The following is a 22,894-nucleotide window of genomic DNA, read 5'->3' on the forward strand; positions in this document are numbered from 1 at the left end:
GACATGATGAAACGATTATCTAACTGGTTGCTTGGAGAAATGAATCCCCAAGCTATAAAAGAACAAGCTGTTAAAAAGCGTTACGCCAATCCTTTACCTTCTTTTGCCGATAGATTGACTATTGTTGATTTTAATGAACAAGAGCAGGTCTTTTTATTTGCCGATGGCAAAAGTCTAGGCTCAGGATTTGAATTAGGTGATATTCAGGCAGAAGCAGCCTCCTCTGAGTATTTACAAGCGGTATTTCATAAAATTCGGGATACCTTTGCATCCGTAGTTCCACTACATGCCGTTGATCCTTGGGTCATGCAGATGTTTGTTCAAGACGAATATTGCCTTGATCCCGTTATTACTCATATTAAAACCCAAATCCCCCAACAATTTAGAGACAGTCCATTAACGCAAGATTATTTAAAACGCCTGCACGATCTTTACAATAAAATGACCCGACCCGAAGGCTTATTTATTGATCCCAAAACAGGCGCACCCTACCGTGGACGAAGACGAAGAATCAGAGTTTTGTTTTATAGACAATTACACCAAACCAATCTACCCCGAGAGCAAATTCTTCTCGAACATCAAGAAGTCATTAGTCAGATTGAAACCAAACTGCGCTCACCAGGGCTGGAAATCAAACGCCTCAAAGGGCAAGATTATTACCAGTGGTGGATACGTTGGTTTAATCCCAAATCAGCTGACGAGATATTAGAACAATACCCTTATCCGAATCCCATACCAGCAGGATTTAACCTAGCGCAAAATGTATTCTTTACGCCACCTGTAAGCGATGAAGATGGGTTTGTTTTTGAAGGAAACAAACAAAGAATTCTGTATGTTGACGGGTTAAAAGAAGCGCCTATCATTGGATTAGTCTCACGAGAAAGACAGCAAGCTAATCCCAAACATCGATACGCACTTTTAGATACCTTGCCAGAAGGAAGCATCTACACAATCCAAGTCGTCTTTAGTCATGATGAAAATCTTGATTCCCATTTAACGCGATTGGAAAAAGGAATCGTAGGAACCAGTCTAAAACCTCAGGAAGTCCGAGATGATATTAGGACAGCCCGTAATGAGTTAAGTATGGGCAATCGATTGTTCTGGGTTAATCAGGCCATTTTCTATCAAGCTGAAGATGAGCAACAAGCTCAAATCATAGAAAAAAATCTGCACGCGATTTTCAACGATGCCAAAATGCCCTTGATTCATTCCAACTATGATCTCCATCCTCTAAATTCCTGGCTCAATGCTCTGCCCTTTAATTTTGATCCCCACTATGCCCGTAAATATTTATGTTTTGATCGTCTGATGTATGCCACTGAGCTGGCAGCACTGCTTCCGGTCTATGGACGCAACCAAGGTGCAAGGCATTTACCTTGTTTCCCCTTTTTCAATCGTTTGGGTGAACCTGTTTTTTTTGACTTACTGCATCATGATTTTGTTAGCCAAAATTCTCATTGCGCTATTTTTGCAAACTCTGGTGGTGGCAAGTCGGTTTTAACGGGTTGGATGATTCAATCTTTATTAGCCATGAAAAATGCCCGAATAGTGCTTTTTGAAATGGGGAACTCTTTTGACAGGATACTCATTCACGCCAAAGCGCACGGTAAAAAGACCAAACAGTTATTACTAAGCAATAAGAAAGATGAAGCAGTCCCATTAAATCCATTTTGTGAAGCATATAAAGCTATTCCCGAAATCACAGATAATTTAAGTACAAAGCAGGCTACCTTAATTGCTCAAAAAATCATGGAATTAAAGAGCAACCTTCAAGAACCTGCTAATTCAGAAGACGTGGTCTGTGGTGATGGTCACCGCTCCTATCTGGCCGAGCTTGCTTTAGCTTTACGTACCATGATTACTGAGGCTAATGCTTTGGAAGAAGAACAATTTACTTTGGCTGATGAAACTCTATTAATCGAAGTGTTAAGTGATGCGATTTTAACGTCCTTTAACAATGACATACCGCAAATGCTCACTGAGCATATTGTAAGTGCTTTTAAACGACGACTTGATAGAGAAACAGTTGCTCGCAAAAAAGACCGCATCCTTGATATGCACGATCGACTTAACAGTTATGTGATTAACAGTGCCAAATCTCGTTTTTTTAATGTGTCGACAGAGCCTTTAGGTGACTTTGATATTTTTCATGTTGATATTTCAGCCATTAAGGATGATACCGGAAAGCTGGCCTTGGTAATGGTTTCATTATTGCCAAGAATACTGGCTATGGCAGAAGCTACTCAAAACGATAACAGACCAACCTTTCTCTTTATTGATGAATCCCATTTGCAATTTCAAATCCCTTCTGTTGTGACCGTTTGTTTACTGATTGCCAAAGTAGCAAGAAAGCTCGGTCTTTGGCTGGTTGCTATTACCCAAAACGTCACGGACATGAATTCAGAAAAGGCCACCAAAATTTTATCGTTGATTGAAACCTGGATTTTATTGGGACTAGATGAAAAAGAAATCACTGACGTAAAACGCTTTAAATCCCTAACACCACAGCAGGAAACATTAATCAGAGATATTGATTCGCAAAAAGGCTTGTATGCAGAAGCGGTTTTATTAGGGTCACGTTATCAGGGTTTGTTTCGCGTCATTCCACCTCGCTACCTACTAGCACTGTTAATGACCGAAAAATCAGAAAAAGCTCAACGTCACCTTCTGGAGAAAGAACATGATGTACTTGAAGCAGCCGAAATCATGGCTAAAAAACTCGAACAACCTAAAACTGCTATTCACAATAGGACTTATTTTTATGACTAACTTGTCCTTTGCTTTAGAAAGCACTAGCCCTCCTCACCCAGTGAACACCTTCATCATAGCCACACGGGTCTTGCAAAAGCTATTTCAAAACAGCCATTATAAAGTGATTGGTTCTTGTACCTGGGCTGTAGGCCGTCTACCGCCCAGGCTTGAAGTCACGCCCGCGGTTGAGCAATTCTTGCCTGATCTAATCATTACTGTCAGCAATAAGCCAGAAGAAAATCCCTGGCTTGAGGCACGAACGCTTTACGAAAATAAAGCAGCAAGAACACTGTATCAACAAGCTTATAAAGCTGCGACTGGTTCTGAATTAGGTTTTGGCAATGACAGCGGCCAAACCACCGATCTTCATATTAATGATGAACGCACCCGTATCGTTGATGTTATTGGCAGCCCTGCTGCTTTCTATCGTATCCCTTACCTGTCACATAGACCTGAAACAGGTTTTGGTGTTCCTTATTATCTTGCCGAAGCTGATGCAGTCATGGATAGAACAGAAGCCGCTGAGTTGTTGTATATGGGAACTCATCCATACCTATTAATTAATCATGACATTGGCACATTCACCCAAAATTGGGGTTCTGAAATTCCAAGATTAATGCGAGTGACTCAGCCCTATAACTATAGAGCCTCAGTTGTAGCGGCCATGCACGCAGCGGATATCGTCACCAATAAAAATCCCTTACATGTCACCAAATCAACTCGTAATTCCTGTGGGAGAAACTGTGTAGTAGCTAATGCCATTTATGACCCCAGAAACACCAAGGTCATCTGGCAGGAAATCTACCCCATTAACCGAAATATTCACCCAGGGGATGCACAGGACTTTGGTACAGAAGATGACAAAGCGGGTAATGGTAATTATGTATTTGTCCTCTGGCGTAAATACCGCGGCTGTATCCAGCACGAAGGCAAACTCGTGAACTTTTTAACCTTTCCCAAAGTAGAACAACCTCAAAAACGATAGGACGATGCCATGAAGAAATCACTACTACTTAGTTTACTAATCCCCTCTCTGATCCAAGCTGGCAGCTTTATGCCTAGCCAATCTGATTACTATTACGAATTAGGAGGAACATCTAATTTATTTATTCCACCCGTCAATAAAGATCAAACACTGGTTATTGGTGCAGATATAGATGGCCGTATGGGCTTTTCCTGTAGCGGTTTTAATCCTGTGGTATCCATTACCAATACTTTTCAGGATTTAAAGAAATCAGCATTAAATATCCCTGGCGGTGTAATTGATAATTTGAAAGGCTCTGTCGCAGGATTTCCGCTTTATAAGCTACAACAGTCCATGCCTGCTTTATACAATGTTCTACAAAATGCTGCATCTAGCGCGCAAAATGAATTTACCCTCAAAGTTAAAGATTGTCAGGAAGTCAAACAAGCATTGGAACAAAACCAATCTCCTATGGAAGGCATCTTATCAGTATCAGATAGTCAGGGATGGCTCGATGCTGCCAAACGGGCTAAGAAGGAAAACGTCGATGTGACCGAAACGTCAAAAAGTATTGCCCAAAAACGAGATGAATACGGTCTACCCTGGATAGGCAGCGATAAAGGCAATGCTGGCGGTAAATTCCAACGCCCCATTAAGGTGATTAATGATGTAGTCATTGCTGGGTACAACATTCTTTTGGAGAGAAAACCTTTAAATTCCTTGGAGAAACCAAGTACTAAAATCCCTATGACACTAAGCTGGCCAACGCCTACTGATGCTGCCAATTGGGCAGTTAAGGTTCTAGGTGATATTCAAGTCAGCAGCAGTGAAAACAAACAAAATCACGATGCTAAAGCAGGGATAGGCTTATCAGCCTTATTGCAAAGCTGTGCGAACGCTAATACCTGTAGTCAGAACATTGCCAAAGCCTTATGGAATTTAGTCAATGGTACATGGACACTGACCGAAGAAAATCTGCATAAAGTCAGCGCCTCCAATTTACTGATTACTGATGAAGTCATTATCACAATTCAACATTTACCTCGTGAAGAACAGATGCTCACTGTCTCGAAGTTAGCTGAGGAAATTGCTGTCCAAAACATGTTGGATAAAGCCTTAATGATGCGTCGTATTTTACAAGCAGGACTGCAAGTACAAGAAGTACAAAACTTAAAACCTGCTATGAACATGGTCCTTTTTGCACTGAAAAAACTGGATGATGACATTCACTCATTGTCATTTGAAAACGATGTCCGCAAAAAAATGATGAATGAGACTTTGGGAACCATCATGGACATTCGCCACCAAGCACAAAACCAAAATATCCCAGGCCAGGATCATGAACAGCCAACAGTAAAAAATGGTGCAATCTACGTCAAAGAAAATAAAGGAGCTTAATCATGATCGTCTTTAACCCTTTATCCCTCTACACCACCTATCTAGGCTGGCAACAGTATGAGGTTCTATTTAACGCCCTGTGGCAAACAGGGCTGTTATATCTTGGCTTTTTGGCCATTGGCTATCGCTTTCTTAAAAATGTGCTTAATCCAGCTGGCGCTTTTTATGCTGTGGAACATGCTTTAAATAATTTCCTTTATGAATTGGCAGTCACTTTCCTGATATGCAGTTTATTTGTCTATCCTTGCGTACCATTGGAAACCAAAGCCTTACAATTTAAACCCCTATGTGGACTAAAGAACCCAACGACTGCGGTCATTGGCGACAGCGGCACAACTTATGATGAAGCCTTTGCAGATCTACTGACTAACCAGGTCAAAATTCCTATAGGCTTTGCCATTATCCAGAATTTCATGTCGAGCTTCACTTACAGCCTTATGAAGGTAACGGGTTGCACCGATAGTTTGCAATCTATTCAAGGCGATTTGGTATCAACCTATCTACCCCAAAGCGTTCGCAAACAAGCATTGGATTTTCATAGGCAATGTTTTATTGAAGCAAGAACTCAATTCAATAGTGAAAAGCATGAAGCCAGTGAGTTAGATCCTATGCTCAAACGCTATGGTGGTGAAGATGATTTAAACTGGATGGGTTCTAAAATTCTGCAAAAGATGTATTACAGCAAACTTCACGCTCGCCAACCCGTGTCAGGATTTACCTTTCATCAAGCCCCAAATCGCAATCTTGAAAAAGCAGCTAATCGTGGCGATATTCCACCCGAACGATTGCCAGAAGATGGATATCCAAGCTGTCAGCAATGGTGGAACAAAATCAAAACTGACCTGGTTGAAGTCTCTAATCAGGCCAGTGTTTTTAACAAGCATCTAAATTACTACGCCATGCTCGATAGAGTTCGCCAATATAAAGTGAAACACCCAAAAGCCTGGAAAGCAGACATCAGCGCAGAAGATTTTATTGCGAAAATGCTCTTGCAAGAAAGCAAAGACATGCAGACCAGTTCTGTGCAAAACCTCATGGATAATAACAATGGAAAGGTCGCATCTGCCATTACCCATAGCCTGGTCAATGTCGGACAATGGACAAAATCATGGACATCCACCCCATTAAAAAGAGAAGCAATCATGCAAACCCTGCCCGTCATGCAAGCGTTTTTCATGTTCTTTTTAATCATTTTAACGCCAATGGTATTGTCCTTAAGTTGCTATAGTCCAAGAGCGTTGGGCAGTCTGTGCGCCTTGTTTGTTATGGCTATCTTTCTTCAATACCTCTGGCATCTGGTCGGATTTCTCGAACGCTCTGTGCTTGATCCATTAGGGGAAAACGATGCTATTTCGGCCATGAAGAATATGGCTGTAATGTTTTACTTTGTAGCACCCGTTTTGTTACTCAGATTATCTAGTCATTTTGGCGGTGACGCTGGTGCAGGTCTTATGGATTTAGTCAGCGGTACTGAACGCCATAGCGATAACGTAAGTCAATCAGGTATGCAGGTAGCTAAAACAGGCGTTAAAGTGATATCAGGAGGTCTTCGATGAAGACCTTATTTAGACTCAAGGGATTCATTGTATTCACGAATACTAATCAAGCCCTTATCAAATTTTTCTTGAGCCTCATAAACAGTCAAATAGCGTTTAGCAGGTTTATCCTCGGCTACGCCAACAAGGGCATCAAGAACTACCGCCAACAAGCGAAATACCTTTCTCATTTGGAGCTATCCCTATGATTAAACATTACATCCGTTCATTCATTATAGTACTGATTCAAGCCATTTTACCAATCATTGGTTTATTGATAATTGCTCCTTGGATTATCAATACAAATATTCTTACTCGTTGGCAACATACATTCGCTAATATACAACCGTTGTTTCTAGGCTTACATGGACTACTTTATCTGGCTTTGATTTTGTTATGGCCAAAGCTGGTCACACGCATACAGATTAATAATCAACTCTCATCCGAACAACTCAAAACAGCCCTCAAAGTCCGCTGGTATCTACTGGCTATTTTCTTATTTATTGATGCACTGATGATTTGGAGAATGTTATGAGCGAATATCCTATTAATAACCTATTTCGGGAACCAACCGAAGCCTGGTCAGCGATTACCTGTTTGTCTTTGGCTCTACTCGCTTATAGCCAACCACATCTGTTCTTGCTTACGCAAACAATGAGTCTATATGCAGCGATTACACTATCAATCCCTGGTGTCTTTAGAGCATGGCAAGCAATAAAGGTTAAGCGATATCAGCACAGACTTTTAGCCATGCCAACCTATGCCCTATCCACCACAGAAATTCCTTTATCCAAAAACTGGCTATTTCTAGGTAAAGGTTTCCGCTGGCGACCAAGCCATACCCAAAAGCTGCATCAAATCAAACAGGTCAAAAATGAAAAGTTCATGCAAAGGAGCTATAGCTATCAGCTGGCCAGACAATTCTGCCAAAACCATGAACACACTCGATTAGCAAAATGGCTTAACAACCGCTCCAAGTTAAATCCATTCAGACCCGATCCTCCCGTCGGAGGAAGTCCTTTCCTTCACGGAGTTGGAGAAGAAGATAAACCAGTTTACATTCCTCAAGATGTACGTGTAGGTCATACTTTTGTGGTTGGTACTACCAGAGTCGGCAAAACTCGATTAGCCAGTATTCTGATTAACCAGGACATCCGAAACGGTGATGCCGTTATTGTTGTAGACCCTAAAGGCGACCAGGACTTGGTTAGAGACATGATGGCTGCCTGTAAGGTATCAGGCAGAACAGAAGATTTCAAAATCGTTCACTTAGGCTTTCCAGAGAAATCCGCACGATATAATCCTCTCAAAAATTTCGACCAAATCAGTGAAGTGGCTACACGAATCACCGATGCAATATCCGCAGAAGGTGAAGGGAAGCAATTTGCAGCCTTTGCATGGAAATATGTTAATATCGTTGCCATTTGTCTTGAAGAAATGAAACAACCCATTACCTACCAATCCATAGCCTTTTATATCAGTCGATTAGATCAACTATTGATGACATATGCCGACACCATTCTACCCAATCACTATCCCAAATATCATCAAGAGATTGAAGCTATTATAGAGGAACATGACAGCAAGATTGGTAAAAACAATAAAACCAAATCCCCTATGGAACGCCACCAGGCAGTCATTCAATATGTCAAAGACCACATCAACAAAACCATCAAAAGCAACAATGCCGAAGCGCTTCACGACCAAATCCTGATAGACCTTTATGATGCAGCTATTATGGATAAACACTACTATGAAAAAATCACAGCCAGCGTCGGCCCTGTATTGTCTGAAATCAATAAAAGTAATGCTTCAAAAATTCTATCGTCAAAGGCCAAAGCAGGTGACATTGAGCTGATGGATGTGATTAAAAATAAGAAAGTGCTTTATATTGGTTTAGATAGTTTAACTAATCCTAATATTGCCCAAGCAGTGGGTAAAGCTTTTTTGTCAGATCTGGTTTCTACAGCTGGTAAAATTTACAAGGAACCCAATGCTCGTTATATATTGAATCTGCATTGTGATGAGCTGTCAGAGATTATCCAGGATTCTTTTGTGAAGATTCTCAATAAAGCGGGCGGTGCTGGTTTTCAAGTGACCGCTTACGCTCAAACTATTCAAGATATGGAAGTTGCACTGGGTTCCAGGGCTAAAGCAGAAGTATCCGAGGGAAATTTTAATACCCTAATTATGCTGCGTGTTAAAAATGAAGAAACAGCCAATTTACTGGTTAAAGTGCTGCCTCAAGTTGGAGTTATTGGACATACCCAAGTTTCTATGGTTAATGATACACCTCATGGGGAAGATGGGGTTTATTTTAATACAACCAATGAGGACAGAGTACAAACTTCTTCTGTGCCTATGATTGGAGTAGAGGATATTATTTCTTTGCCAAAGGGGCAGGCTTTTGTTTTAGTAAATGGGGGAGAACTTTATAAAGTAAGAGTTCCTTTACCTTTAAGCCACAAAGATAAGTCATCTGATATCTATTCAATGAAATTGAAAATCAATCAACTACCAGAAAATTAACCCACCATGCCAATGGATGGTTTCTCCAGTTTTATTTGTTCAATATGAGATGAATGGATTCGTGATTCAAGTGATGTATCCAGTATTGCGGATCTAATATTGCATTGTATTTTTTACTGGGATTCCAAACGGGGCAAAAAGTGTTTTCCCATTAATTTGTACTTGGGTGAACAATTTAATAAATCCCGCTTTATTGGGCTCAATATGAAATTGTAATTCGGGTCCTCCACGTTCAGCCTTATTTTGGGGTTCTTTCCACATAGGATGAACGTGGGTAACGGTTTTAAAGTCTTCATTAAAACCAACGATGTGAGCATAGGCACCCATAATTGGTTCTAACGTATGAACTGGGTTTCCCTTGGCATCAACAATATCTATTTTACCCATGGCTGGTTGCCCCACTTGTAATGGTGTTTTATCAAAAGATAATTTGAACTGATAGCCATCAACAGTGCTTTCAAATAAAGGCTGGTGATCAATATGACCTCCTAATCCCTTAATGTTTTTAGGAGATGGAAAATCAGCAATAATATATTCCTGAATTTTTGTATTCGCAGGCAATAGATCGGCCCATGCACGATAAGAAGCATTTTTGAGGATAGGCTGCCACTCAAATTGGTAAACACCGGGTGTCGTTGTTTCAACTGGATGAACATGGCTGTAGTCCATGAGATTGTCATCAATAATCAATAAATGAATCTTTTGTGTATGTGCCTCAACAAGATCGTTTAGGGTAACTGGGTTATTATTTGTTGTTTTAGATAACTTGAGGAAGACTAGTTTCTTATCCTTTTTTTCAATTATCCTCTGAATTGATAATCGCATGGTAGCACTTTGCTGTGACTTCGATGAATTTTTTGAGGGATTTTTCATCGCATGATGATGTGAATTTCCAGCAATAGCAATTCCATAATACGAATTGCTTAATAGCAAACCAATGAGGGCAATGATAAATTTTTTCACAATAATTTTGGCTCCAAGGACACTCAACCGTTCTGTATCATTATATCGTAGATAAACACTAACTACCTAGGTTTCAATTAACCGCTTTATATGATTACTGTTTTTTTTAGAGTTTATACAACATCTCATTCAATTGCTTAAATCAGTTTAGCGAATTAAAGTATAAGAAAAATTAGATATGCTTAAGATAATTCACTTTATTTTAAGTTATTATTAGGTAATCTATTTATCGATGGAACTATCATGAGTGATATGGAGATCTTGGAGTATTTTCCTGAAGCAAGAGCCGAAGAGGAAAAAGAAAAAGCTCTCTGTTTTCACCCAAAAAATAGTAATCATGCACAAAATAATCTAGTCTATCTTTTGGATTGGGAAGAAGAGTTTGATGTTATCCGTTCAATCAATTAGAGCTATTTATTTTGACTGGTGATTGAATGACAGTCTATATTTTAATTATTTCCTTTTAAAATCATGGATAAAAATCATCATAAAACAAAGTCATTGGTTTATTTTAGCCTGCTGTTTATTACTTGCTGTTTGTACAAACAGTGGAGCTGCCAACGATAGTACAAAGAATTAAAATATTCATGTCGCGCAAGGCCATGGAGGTGGCAGTGGTCGTTAACATCAGGGGCTTTAGACTGAATTGTAAGGGTTTGTCATGAGTATTGATTCTCTTATAATACCAACTTAGGCGTTTGAATTTTTAGGGAAATTAAACTCACATGAATAATAGGTGAGCAGATTCAAAGGATGGACAATGACGCAGATTTGGCATGACAAGAAGCCCCAAGAAGTGGCCAAAGTACTTAAAACTGATTTATCAGTTGGTTTAACTGAGGAAGAAGCACAACGACGCTTAGAAGAGTCTGGCGCTAATGTATTGGTCAAACAGAAAAAAACTTCTTTTTTGAAAATTCTTTTCCAACAAGTAAACAGTTTAGTCACCTGGGTTCTTTTAGGCGCTGTAGTCATTTCATTTTTACTTGGTGAAACAGTAGATGCCATTGCCATTTTTGCCATTGTGGTTTTGAATGCCATTATCGGCTTTATTATCGAATTTCGAGCTGATCGTGCTATTTTAGCGTTGCAAAAATTGGCTTCCCCTAAAGCCAGGGTAATTCGGGATGGTCATGCCAGGATAATCACTACTTCCGATATAGTGCCAGGCGATATTCTTCTTTTTGAAGGAGGAGATTTAGTTACAGCTGATGCTCGTCTTTTTGAGCTGTCTTCCTTAAAGACGGAGGAAGCCCCTTTAACCGGTGAATCATTGCCTATTGAAAAAAATCTCAATTTTTATAGTGCTGAAACACCGCTGGCTGAGCGCAAAAACATGGTCTTTATGGGAACATCCGTGGCGAATGGTACAGGTCGAGCCATTGTAGTCGCAACCGGTATGAGTACCGAAATGGGACGTATTGCGACCATGTTGAATGAGGCTTCTCGTGATGAATCCCCATTACAAAAAAGGCTTAATCATGTGGGTTCCCGGCTATTATGGCTTTGTTTTTCCATTGTCCTACTGATTTTTATTCTCGGTTGGTTACGTCGTATTCCATTTTTTGAATTGTTTATGAGCTCCGTTAGTCTGGCTGTAGCGGCTATTCCTGAGGGTTTACCTGCGGTAGTCACTGTTGCTTTAGCCTTAGGTGTTCAACGCATGGTACGACGTGCTGTCTTGGTAAGGCGTATGTCAGCTGTGGAAACTCTGGGTTGTCTCCAAGTCATTTGTACGGATAAAACCGGGACATTAACAGTGGGTGAGATGACAGCCCGTAAACTCATTACCGCAGAGGAAGTGTACAGTATCATAGGTGAAGGATATCACTTGGATGGTCATTTTATTTCCCAAGGTCAAGAGAGTGATGTCGCCAAAGATAATTTGTTACAGACTGTTTTGAGCGCCGCTTCGGCGTGTAACAATGCAGAAATTCGTTTGCAACAAGGACAACTATCCACTGTTGGGGACCCAACAGAAATTGCACTATTAGTAGCGGCTGCCAAAGGAGATATTTGGCGTGATATTCTGGAGTCGACTTTTCCTCGCATACGAGAATTGCCTTTCGATTCAGAACGAAAACGTATGACGATAATCCGTAGGCAAGCAGAGCAACTGACTGCGTTTGTCAAAGGGGCACCTGAAGTGATTTTCGAACGCTGTAGCCATATTTTGACTCGAGAGGGCATCAAAAAATTAACCCCTAAAGAACGTGCCCGTATGCAACAATCCTGTCAATTGATGGCCAGTGAAGCATTGCGAATCTTGGCCTTTGCACAACGGCAATGCGATTCTTCATTATTGGAGGCTGCTGATGAAGACATTGAAAATAATCTTGTTTTACTAGGACTCATAGGACTCCAGGATCCGCCGCATGCTGATGCAAAAGCATCGGTTAAGCGTTGTAAAATGGCAGGCATTAAACCAGTCATGATCACAGGCGATCACCCCGATACCGCCAAAGCAATTGCTCGTGAATTAGAGATACTGAATCCAGGCGATCGCCTGATGACAGGTAATGAACTGGATAAGATGTCTGATGATGACTTTATGGCGTGTGTGAAACAGATTGCTGTTTATGCTCGCGTTACTGCTGAACATAAATTAAAAATCGTTCGTGCCTGGAAAAAACATCACATGGTGGTTGCAATGACTGGTGATGGTGTAAACGATGCACCGGCACTAAAAGAAGCTTCGGTTGGTATCGCAATGGGGCTCACAGGCACTGAAGTGACTAAAGAATCTGCCGATATTATTCTCATGGATAATAACTTTACCTCTATTGTCGATGGGATTGAAGAAGGGCGGACAATTTATGACAATATTGCCAAAACGCTTGCTTATTTATTAGCGGGAAATATGGGTGAACTGCTGGTTGTTTTTAGTGTTCTTTTAATCGGCTGGCCCTTACCACTATTGCCAATCCAATTGTTATGGATAAATTTAGTGACGGATGGTTTGCCGGCATTGGCTTTGGCAACCGATCCGGCTGAGCCTGGAATTCTTAAACGTCCGCCAAGATCATCACAACAATCTCTGATGAATTTTTCATTTTTCAAGCAGGTATCTTTTATAGGTTGTTTAACGGCACTGGTCACCTTTGGTGTATTTGCTTACGAATATTTAGTCAATGCGGATTTGATACAGGCTCAGGACGCTGCTTTTTCTGTTTTAGTGACTGCAGAATTATTAAGAGCCTTTGGGGCTCGTAGTCAAACCAAGACCATATGGCAAGTAGGGCTGTTTTCAAACATGCGCTTGTTTTTTATTGTCAGCATTAGTTTTGCGTTGCAGATCTTCATTCATCATGTCCCTTTTTTGCAACGTCTTTTTGGAATTAGTCCAGTGACTTTATCTGAATGCTTGCTTTGGATAGTCTTAGGAACCATCCCTTTACTGATTTTGGAATTGAAGAAAATGATTAAATTAAGGAATTCACCTCATGAGGCGTTTTAATTTTAAAAAAGGCTTCTGGGTCATCCTGATTACCAGCTTGATCAATTACCCTGTTTTCTCTTTAAGCCATGCTGCGCCATTACCAGTTTTAGAGAAGCTGATTGAAGAGGCTAAGGGAAATAACCCACAAATTAAGGCGGCTCATGCGCGCTGGATCGCTGCCAATCGTGTTGCACCCCAAGCCCGTTCACTCCCTGATCCTAAAGTCAGTGTTGGTTCCCCGATGAATATTGATCCCATGCGGCTACAAATGATTGGTGCAAGTCAGGAAATTCCATTTCCAGGGAAGCTGGCAGTTCGTGGGAAAATAGCAGTCGAGAAGGCAAAACGGGCTGCCGCGGACTTCCAGGCCACGTGCCTGGTTGTTATTGCCCAATTAAAGCGTATCTATTACAACCTTTATTCGGTTAATAAATCAATTGAAATCCTGCAAAAAACCCTACTGCTTCTGCAAGAGCTTGAAAAAAGTGCTCAAGTGAATTACAGCGTGGGAAAAGTTCCGCAACAAGATATTTTTCGGGCACAGACCGAAATCGCTCGCCTGGATATGCGTTTGGTTATCTTAAAACAAGAGCGGGAATCGCTTGAGGCGGATATTAACCGTCTTTTAAATCGACCCTTGGATATTGCAATTCATACCCCATCGCAGTTATCTGTAACCCATCATCGTCATAATTTGGCATTTCTCAATAACCTCATCAAACAGCGCTCTCCACAATTAAAAGCACGCGAACGAAGCGTTGAGCAACGACGCCAAACGGTTAAATTAAGTAAAATGAATTATTTTCCTGATGTTGAAATTGAAGGAGGAAAATTACATAACACAGTAACGAATAATGACGGATATATGGTCAACTTGAAAGCCACTATTCCTTTGTATTTTATGGAGAAGCAAAATAATGGCTTGCGAGAATCCCTTTCTCGTTACAATGCTGAAGTAGAAGATTTGCACACCACCTATCAAGCGCTTCTTTTCCAGGTCAAAAACGCTTTTTTAGTGGAACAGCGTTCTGCAAAGTTAATTGAATTGATCCAAGGCTCCATCATTCCTTTGGCCACACTAACGTTTAATTCATCACAAGCCAATTATGGAGTTGGTAAAGTGGATTTTTTAACCTTGCTTAATAACCTGCTGACGTTACAAGAAAATGAAATTGAATTGCATAATGAGTTGGCAAATCACGAAAAAGCCATCACGCAGATAGAAGAAATTACAGGGAAGCTCACATGAAGTCTAGAAAGCCAATCGTCTTATTTATTGTGTTATTGATCGCCGTTCAAATAGGTATTGCGCAATCAACAACAAGTACTCATGACAAGATGGATATGAAAAAATCCACCTCGGACAATTTAATCATGATAGACCCAGTTCGCTTACAAGCCATAGGCATTACATCGGAGCCGGTAAAAAGCCAATGGATTGAAAAAACGATTCGTACGGTGGGTTATGTTGAAGCAGATGAACGGTTGGTTGCCCATATTCATGTGCGTTTTGATGGTTGGATAGAAAAATTATTCGTCAATTTTACCGGAGAGAAAGTCAAAAAAAATCAAGCTTTATTTACTGTTTATAGTCCTGATCTGGTTTCTACTCAACAAGAATATTTATTGGCTTTACAAGCCAAAAAAATTCTTGGTAAAAACAAAAACACTTCAATTATATCAGGCTCTCAGGCGTCTTTTGAGGCAGCCAAACAAAGACTTTTGCTGTGGGGAATTTCTGAGAAGGAAATCGAGCATTTGACAAAAAGCGGTAAAATTACCAATACGATGACCATTAATTCTCCAATTAATGGAACGGTTACTCATAAAATGGCATTAGTCGGCATGCGAATCAAACCAGAAGATGAACTGTATACCATAGCCGATTTATCTCGTTTGTGGATTTTAGGCGACATTTATGAGTATGAATTACCTTATATTAAACTCGATCAAACAGCGGATGTCACCTTGTCGTATTTGCCTAATCAATTGTTTAAAGCCAAACTTGATTTTATTTATCCAACGGTCGATATGAAAACTCGTACCGCCAAGGTTCGTTTTGTGGTGGATAATGCCAAGGATCAATTAAAACCGGGGATGTACGCCAATATTGACTTAAAAATTCCTTTAGGCAAGCGACTTGTAGTGTCCAAAAATGCTGTTTTGATAACGGGTGAGCGTGCCGTGGTGTTTATTTATCATGGGGATGGAAAAATTGAGTGGCGCAATGTGACATTGGGTGTGCGTGCTGGTGATTTGATCGAGGTGGTACAAGGCATCAAAGAGGGAGATAACATTATTACCTCTGCTAACTTCCTCATTGACTCTGAAAGTCAGTTAAAGGCTGCGATGGGTGGTATGCAGCATTAATACGATAAAAGGATTTACATGGTTGAGAAAATAATTGAATTCTGCGCAAACAATCGATTTATCGTGTTGCTATTTGTCGTGGGGTTCTCCTTGGGCGGTTGGTGGGGTTTAAAAAATACTCGCATGGATGCTTTGCCTGATATTTCAGATACGCAAGTGATTGTGTATACCACATGGATGGGCAGAGCACCGGATCTGGTGGAAGATCAAGTCACTTACCCCATTGTAACGGCATTGTTATCCGCACCGAACGTTGTAGCAGTTCGCGGTTTTTCTGATTTTGGTTTTTCTTACGTTTATATCATTTTTAAGGACGGAACCGATATTTATTGGGCGCGCTCACGTGTCTTAGAATACATGAGCCAATTGAGTGGAAAACTGCCTGAAGGCGTGACCCCTCAATTAGGCCCTGATGCCACACCAGTCGGTTGGATTTATCAATACGCCTTAGTGGATGAAAGCGGGAAGCATAATCTGGCCGATTTACGCACTTTTCAAGATTGGTATTTAAGTTATTGGTTAAGAGCTATACCTGGTGTATCAGAGGTCGCCACCGTGGGTGGTTTTGTTAAGCAGTATCAAATTAATTTAGATCCCGTCAAAGTACTTTCCTATAAACTTTCTGTACCCCAAATTATTGAAAAAATTCGTATGAGCAATAATGATACTGGTGGGCGTGTCATTGAATTTTCAGGGACAGAGTACATGGTTCGTGGACGAGGCTATATCACGTCGACAGATGATATTGAAAAAATAGCCATTGGTACGAATGCCAATGGGACGCCGATTTTATTACGAGATGTGGCAACCGTGCAGCTAGGCTCAGACATGCGTCGTGGTGTGGTCGATTTAAATGGTCAAGGCGAAACCGTTGGTGGCATCGTCATCATGCGTTTTGGGGAAGACGTTTTGGAAGTGATTGGTCGAATCAAGGATAAGCTCAAAGAATTGGCTACTGCCATTCCAGAAGGAATAAAAATGGTCAATGTGTATGACCGCAGTAATCTGATTCGAGAAGCCATTTCAACGGCCAACTGGAATTTGATTGAAGAACTTGTGGTGGTTGGGTTATTAATCATTGTTTTCTTGGGGCATTTTCGTTCCGCTTTGATTCCAATTATTACTTTGCCGCTTGCTATTTTGATTTCGTTTATTCCCATTTATTTTTTCAATATTGGCCTTAATATCATGTCCATTGGCGGCATCATTGTGGCGGTTGGGGATATGGTGGATGCGGCCATTATCATGGTCGATAACGCACACAAACGGTTAGCCGATTGGGAAGCAAAAGGAAGTCCCGGCGATCGCAACAAAGTGTTGATTGATTCAGCGAAAGAAGTAGGCCCTGCCATTTTTGCATCATTAGTGGTTATTGCCATATCGTTTATGCCGGTTTTTACCCTGGAGGCCCAAGAAGGACGGTTATTCTCACCCTTGGCCTATACAAAAAATTTAGCCATTTTTATGAGTGCTTTGCTGGCCATTACTTTAATCCCCATGTTATTACCTATTTTGGTGCGTGGGCGTATCATCCCCGAGCAAAAACATCCCATTACCCGCGTGATGCAAAAAATGTACGCACCAGTTTTGAAATTAGCACTGCATTACCGTGGTGTTGTAGTAGCGATTGCTGTGGTAGCAGCATTAGCCACGGTTCCCCTCTATAAACTCATTGGCTCAGAATTCATGCCGCCTCTGTATGAAGGTACGATTTTATATATGCCTGTTACTTTACCTGGCATATCGGTCACACAAGCCACAGAACTGCTCCAGGAAATGGATAAGAAATTAAAATCATTCCCGGAAGTGGCTTATGTGTTTGGAAAAACGGGACGGGCTAATACGTCAACCGATCCTTCTCCTTTTAGCATGATGGAAGTGATTGTTGAACTTAAGCCTAAGAAATTTTGGCGCAAAAGCGTGACCTATGAAAGCCTGGTCGCTGAGATGGACAAAGCCTTGCAATTTCCCGGTGTGAGCAATGCCTGGACTATGCCCATTAAAGCGCGTAATGACATGCTCACCACAGGAATTCGAACCGCTGTAGGGATTAAAGTTTTTGGTCCTGACATTAAAAAAATTGAAGCCATTGGCAAAGAAATCGAAATGGTAGCCAAAGAAGTACCGGGGACAAGTACGGTGTATGCGGAACGGGTGGCTGGAGGGTATTTTCTTGATTTTGACATCCATCGAGACGAGCTTGCGCGCTATGGTTTAACCATTATGGATGTCAATCGTATCATCGAATCAGCCGTGGGTGGTGAAAACATAGCGACCACAATTGAAGGCCGTGAACGTTATCCTGTTAATGTGCGTTATTTGCGAGAATTACGCGATGATCCGGATAAGATCAATCGTATTTTAGTGAAAACACCCAGTGGTGCTGAAATACCTATTGCTCAATTGGTGACTTTAACCTTTCGTTCAGGTCCTGCCATGGTTCGCGATGAGAATGCGATGTTAGCAGGTTATGTGTTCATTGATATTAGCGGACGAGACATTGGAAGCTACGTGGAAGAGTTAAAGCAAGTGGTCAAGGCAAAAGTCACATTACCCCCGGGCTACACGCTTGCCTGGTCAGGTCAATACGAATTCATGCAACGCGTGTATGAACGACTTAAAATTTTTGTACCACTCACCTTAGCCATTATTTTTATTTTGTTTTACTTTACCTTCCGCACCATCACTGAGACATTGATGGTGATGCTAGGTGTACCCTTTGCTCTACTTGGCGGATTTTTGCTGCTCCTTCTATTAGGGTACAACATGAGTATCGCGGTCTGGGTTGGGATGATTGCACTTGCTGGAGTGGCTGCTGAAACGAGTGCGGTGATGCTCGCTTACCTTGATTCTGATTACAACGAGCAAAAAGAAAAAGGATTACTCAAAACCTTGCCGGACTTGATTCAAACGGTGCAGCAATGCGCCGTATCGCGTATTCGCCCTATGGCGATGGCAGGGCTTGCGAATATACTGGGTTTGTTACCGGTGATGTGGGCGACAGGTATTGGTGCTGATGTGATGAAACGCCTCGCGGCTCCCATGGTGGGTGGGATTTTTTCAGCACTATTGCTGACTTTAATTGTGATTCCCGTGGTTTATGTGATGTGGCGCTGGCAAGTGGATTTGAAAAAACAAGGAAGTCTAATGGAGGCAAGATGAAATTAACGTTCTTAGGGGCAACCCAAACCGTTACTGGTTCAAAATACCTTTTGACCATCGATTCTAAAAAAATTCTCATCGATTGTGGTCTTTTTCAAGGGTATAAAGAATTACGATTACGTAACTGGGCTTCATTGCCTATTGACCCGCGCGATATTGATGCTGTGATTATCACTCATGCGCATATTGACCACACCGGTTATTTGCCCCTATTAGTAAAAAATGGATTTCAAGGAAAAATCTATGCAACACCCGGCACAAAAGCATTGTGTGCTATTTTATTACCGGATAGTGGTCATCTTCAGGAAGAAGAAGCACGATTAGCCAATAAATATGGTTTCTCGAAACATAAGCCAGCGCTTCCTCTTTATACCGAAAAAGACGCGAGAACGGCATTAAAACATTTTGAAACCGTTGATTTTAATGCGCCGCACCAATTATTTAATGGATTTAGCTTCGAATTTCATCGTGCAGGACACATCGTGGGTGCCGCGATGATCAAAATAAAAACAAGCAAGTGTTCCCTTTTGTTTAGCGGGGATGTTGGTCGACCTTATGATCCGGTCATGAAGGCACCAACCCCCATTCAAGAAGCGGATTATCTGATCATGGAATCCACTTATGGCGACCGATTGCATGATGCAACTGATCCGTTGCCGCAAATGGGGCAAGTGATTAATACAACCATCAAACGAGGGGGTTCTGTCGTCATTCCAGCCTTTGCCGTAGGGCGTGCGCAAAGTCTTCTTTATTTTATTTATCAACTGAAACAAAAAGGAGAGATTCACAAAGACGTTCCAGTGTTTTTAGACAGCCCAATGGCCATCAATGCGACCCATTTGCTCTGCACTTATAAAGAGGATCATCGTTTAAATGAGGAACAATGCCATGGCTTATGTAACGCAGCTACTTATATCAATACCCCTGAGGAGTCAAAAGAACTCGATCGTCATAAAATGCCTCAAATCATTATAGCCGCCAGTGGGATGGCCCAAGGTGGTCGTATTGTGCATCATTTGAAAGCCTTTGCCCCTGATCCTAAGAGCACCCTTCTTTTTACCGGCTTTCAAGCAGGAGGCACTCGTGGTGCCAGGATTGTCAATGGGGAACGTGAGGTCAAAATTCATGGTAGTATGATTCCTATACGTGCCAAGGTCGTTGTCATGAGCAGTACTTCTGCGCATGCCGATTATCAGGAGCTGTTAGGTTGGCTAAAGCACTTTATTCGGCCACCCAAAAAAGTCTTTATCACTCATGGTGAACCTCACAGTGCACAATCGCTCAAAGACAAGATTGAACAGCAATTTGGTTTCACCTGCATGATTCCTTCTTACCAGCATGTGGAGGATTTGTCGTGACAAAAGAAGTGGGTCATGCCTTGCGTTTAAAATATTTAGGCATCAAGACGTATCATGAAGCCATTATTTACATGCGAGAGGATTGTCATGTGTGTCATGCAGAAGGCTTTGAAGTGCAGACACGTATTCAAGTGACCCTTGGAAAACGCTCCATTATCGCAACGCTTAATGTCGTTACCTCAGAGCTGCTTAAGCCCGGGGAAGCCAGCTTGTCACACTATGCCTGGGATTCTTTAAATGCTAAAGAAGGGGATGAAATCCAATTATCCCATCCTAAACCTCTGGAATCATTAAGTTATGTGCATACGAAGATTTATGGTAATGAACTCTCTTTTAAACAAATCAAAGCCATCGTGGATGACGTTTTAAGTGGTCGTCTTTCTGATTTGCAAATTTCTGCTTTTTTAGCGGCCAGTGCCGCAGAACGTTTAAGCAATACTGAAATCATGAAACTTACAAAAGCCATGATTGACAGTGGCGATCGCTTATCCTGGTCATCTCCTTTGATTGTAGACAAGCATTGTGTTGGTGGTTTGCCAGGAAATCGCACCACCCTTGTTGTGGTTCCCATTGTAGCTGCTTTTGGGTTAACTATCCCAAAAACCTCTTCACGGGCAATTACTTCTCCAGCAGGTACTGCAGATACAATGGAAACTTTAGCACCGGTGTCACTGAGCCCAAAGGCTATGTGTCACGTGGTTGAAAAGGAAAACGGTTGTATCGTTTGGGGAGGTGCTGTGAGCTTAAGCCCTGCCGATGATGTGCTTATTCGGGTGGAGCGTGCTCTTGAGTTAGATAGTGAAGGTCAATTGGTCGCCTCAATCCTTTCTAAAAAAATTGCTACAGGAGCAACCCATGCCGTTATTGATATTCCAGTGGGACCTACCGCAAAAGTCAGGAATAAGTCCAGGGCTTTACTTCTTAAGCAATCCCTTGAAGAAGTAGGAAAACAGTTAGGCCTTGTGGTCCATACTTTAATTACTGATGGCGCACAACCGATAGGAAATGGTATTGGCCCTTCCCTGGAAGCACGCGATGTGTTGGCGGTATTACAAGGATTGCTTCATGCCCCAAAGGATTTGCGCGAAAAATCATTAACTCTTGCAGGAGCAGTACTGGAATTTTCATCAACAGTACAACCTGGCTCAGGTCAATCGATAGCCAAACAATTATTAGATAGCGGCGAAGCGTTTAAAAAATTTCAGGCGATTTGTGAGGCACAAGGAGGCATGCGGGAATTGACGGCGGCACGTTTTACTAACCCTATTGGTGCTGAGAAAGCAGGTAAAGTATCTCTCATTGACAATCGAATGCTCGCAAAAATTGCCAAGCTTGCAGGGGCCCCTAAGTCTAAATCAGCAGGGGTTGATTTGCATGTTCATATTGGCGACCAAGTTGAAAAAGGACAGCCTTTGTTCACCATCCATTCAGAGTCTTCAGGAGAGATGACTTATGCTCGCGATTTTATTCGCGATAAACAAAATACCATTGTTCTGGGAGAGAAGCCTTGAAGCCCATTTTATTTTCATTATTTGATGCTTCAGAAATCAGTAGACACTTAAAAAAAGCGCTTCAAGTGGAGGTGGGTGATGCCACGTTGCATCGTTTTCCAGACACGGAGTGGTACGTAAAAATTAATTCGGAAGTTAAAAATCACAGCCTCATTGTAGTGGATAGCTTAAACCGACCCGATGAAAAAATACTACCTTTGTTGTTTTTTGCTAAAACAGCCAAAGAATTAGGAGCTAAAAAAATTGGTTTGATTGCCCCTTATCTTCCGTATTTACGTCAAGATAAACGTTTTCATCAGGGTGAAGGGATTACCTCGCGTTATTTTGCTGAGTTACTCTCTACTTCATTTGATTGGCTCATAACCATTGACCCCCATTTGCATCGTTATAACTCTTTAGATGAAGTCTACTCCATTCCTACTTTTGTCTTACATGCTACTTCAAATATAGCGAGATGGATTAAGGCTCATGTTATTAAACCAGTGCTTATAGGCCCTGATATGGAAAGTGAGCAATGGGTTGCCGACATTGCAGAAAAGGGCGATTTTCCCTATGTGATTTTGGAAAAAAAGAGACGGGGTGATAAAGAGGTGGCTATTTCAGTACCCAATATTCCGAAGCTTCACTCCTCTACCCCAGTATTAGTCGATGACATCATCTCCACGGCCAGAACCATGGTGGAAACGGTGAAGCATTTGCAAGATTTAGGGGTTAAGTCAGTGACTTGCATTGGTGTGCATGCGCTTTTTGCAGAAGATGCCTATTCCCTATTATCGGAAATGGAAGGTATGCAAATCATTACTTGTAACACGGTAAATCATATAACCAATGCCATTGATGTGAGTGATTTGGTTGTGGATGAGTTAGTAAAACACAATTTGGTAAAGGCTTTAAAAGGATAAGTGGACCAACAT

At 41.4% G+C, this 22,894-nt stretch carries 16 protein-coding genes; 14 read left to right on the forward strand and 2 right to left on the reverse strand.

The window, feature by feature from the left end:
• Positions 1-6: 6 nt before the first annotated feature.
• The 4 genes from ACWTE2_RS11025 to ACWTE2_RS11040 are packed head-to-tail and all read left to right on the forward strand — an operon-like array spanning position 7 to position 6,669.
• Complete coding sequence (locus ACWTE2_RS11025; RefSeq protein WP_028389631.1) at positions 7-2,769, forward strand: conjugative transfer ATPase; 2,763 nt, start codon at positions 7-9, stop codon at positions 2,767-2,769.
• Positions 2,762-3,736 carry a TIGR03756 family integrating conjugative element protein gene (locus ACWTE2_RS11030; RefSeq protein ID WP_014842596.1) on the forward strand — a complete coding sequence of 325 codons (975 nt, stop codon included), beginning with the start codon at positions 2,762-2,764 and terminating at the stop codon, positions 3,734-3,736. Before ACWTE2_RS11025 ends, ACWTE2_RS11030 begins: the two co-directional genes overlap by 8 nt.
• Before the next feature lie 9 nt (positions 3,737-3,745).
• Entirely contained in the window at positions 3,746-5,113 is a 1,368-nt protein-coding gene (locus tag ACWTE2_RS11035) for an integrating conjugative element protein (protein ID WP_014842597.1), read from the forward strand.
• A 2-nt stretch (positions 5,114-5,115) separates the two neighbouring features.
• Positions 5,116-6,669 (forward strand): conjugal transfer protein TraG N-terminal domain-containing protein, encoded by a 1,554-nt coding sequence (locus ACWTE2_RS11040; RefSeq protein WP_014842598.1) that lies wholly within the window; start codon positions 5,116-5,118, stop codon positions 6,667-6,669.
• Positions 6,670-6,674: 5 nt separating this feature from the next.
• Here ACWTE2_RS11040 and ACWTE2_RS11045 read toward each other — a convergent pair whose 3' ends face one another.
• Complete coding sequence (locus tag ACWTE2_RS11045) at positions 6,675-6,839, reverse strand: hypothetical protein (protein ID WP_010652859.1); 165 nt, start codon at positions 6,837-6,839, stop codon at positions 6,675-6,677.
• A gap of 14 nt (positions 6,840-6,853) precedes the next feature.
• On the opposite strand from ACWTE2_RS11045, the gene ACWTE2_RS11050 reads away from it, so the two are divergent.
• The gene (locus tag ACWTE2_RS11050) at positions 6,854-7,183 is read left to right on the forward strand and encodes a hypothetical protein (protein WP_014842600.1); all 330 of its coding nucleotides are present in this window, start codon (positions 6,854-6,856) and stop codon (positions 7,181-7,183) included.
• Positions 7,180-9,177 carry a type IV conjugative transfer system coupling protein TraD gene (traD, locus tag ACWTE2_RS11055; protein WP_014842601.1) on the forward strand — a complete coding sequence of 666 codons (1,998 nt, stop codon included), beginning with the start codon at positions 7,180-7,182 and terminating at the stop codon, positions 9,175-9,177. Before ACWTE2_RS11050 ends, traD begins: the two co-directional genes overlap by 4 nt.
• 93 nt (positions 9,178-9,270) lie before the next feature.
• On the opposite strand, the gene ACWTE2_RS11060 is transcribed toward traD, so the two are convergent.
• Positions 9,271-10,140, reverse strand: a complete 870-nt coding sequence (locus tag ACWTE2_RS11060; protein WP_028389632.1) for a hypothetical protein — start codon at positions 10,138-10,140, stop codon at positions 9,271-9,273.
• Between the two features lie 243 nt (positions 10,141-10,383).
• On the opposite strand from ACWTE2_RS11060, the gene ACWTE2_RS11065 reads away from it, so the two are divergent.
• From ACWTE2_RS11065 to ACWTE2_RS11100, 8 genes are all read left to right on the forward strand, one after another.
• Positions 10,384-10,548 carry a hypothetical protein gene (locus ACWTE2_RS11065; RefSeq protein ID WP_154080663.1) on the forward strand — a complete coding sequence of 55 codons (165 nt, stop codon included), beginning with the start codon at positions 10,384-10,386 and terminating at the stop codon, positions 10,546-10,548.
• 352 nt (positions 10,549-10,900) lie between these two features.
• A complete protein-coding gene (locus ACWTE2_RS11070; RefSeq protein WP_014842603.1) occupies positions 10,901-13,597 on the forward strand; it encodes a cation-translocating P-type ATPase in 2,697 nt (898 codons plus the stop codon).
• Positions 13,584-14,828 (forward strand): TolC family protein, encoded by a 1,245-nt coding sequence (locus ACWTE2_RS11075; RefSeq protein ID WP_014842604.1) that lies wholly within the window; start codon positions 13,584-13,586, stop codon positions 14,826-14,828. The genes ACWTE2_RS11070 and ACWTE2_RS11075 overlap by 14 nt, the downstream gene beginning before the upstream one ends.
• Complete coding sequence (locus ACWTE2_RS11080; RefSeq protein WP_014842605.1) at positions 14,825-15,949, forward strand: efflux RND transporter periplasmic adaptor subunit; 1,125 nt, start codon at positions 14,825-14,827, stop codon at positions 15,947-15,949. Before ACWTE2_RS11075 ends, ACWTE2_RS11080 begins: the two co-directional genes overlap by 4 nt.
• 18 nt (positions 15,950-15,967) lie before the next feature.
• Complete coding sequence (locus ACWTE2_RS11085) at positions 15,968-19,111, forward strand: efflux RND transporter permease subunit (protein ID WP_010652852.1); 3,144 nt, start codon at positions 15,968-15,970, stop codon at positions 19,109-19,111.
• Positions 19,108-20,469, forward strand: coding sequence for an MBL fold metallo-hydrolase RNA specificity domain-containing protein (locus ACWTE2_RS11090; protein ID WP_014842606.1), 1,362 nt, complete (start codon positions 19,108-19,110; stop codon positions 20,467-20,469). Before ACWTE2_RS11085 ends, ACWTE2_RS11090 begins: the two co-directional genes overlap by 4 nt.
• Positions 20,466-21,980, forward strand: a complete 1,515-nt coding sequence (locus tag ACWTE2_RS11095; RefSeq protein ID WP_014842607.1) for a thymidine phosphorylase family protein — start codon at positions 20,466-20,468, stop codon at positions 21,978-21,980. Before ACWTE2_RS11090 ends, ACWTE2_RS11095 begins: the two co-directional genes overlap by 4 nt.
• Positions 21,977-22,882, forward strand: coding sequence for a ribose-phosphate pyrophosphokinase (locus ACWTE2_RS11100; RefSeq protein WP_014842608.1), 906 nt, complete (start codon positions 21,977-21,979; stop codon positions 22,880-22,882). The genes ACWTE2_RS11095 and ACWTE2_RS11100 overlap by 4 nt, the downstream gene beginning before the upstream one ends.
• Positions 22,883-22,894 lie beyond the last annotated feature (12 nt).

The sequence above is a fragment of the Legionella nigrisilvae genome, assembly GCF_977063395.2.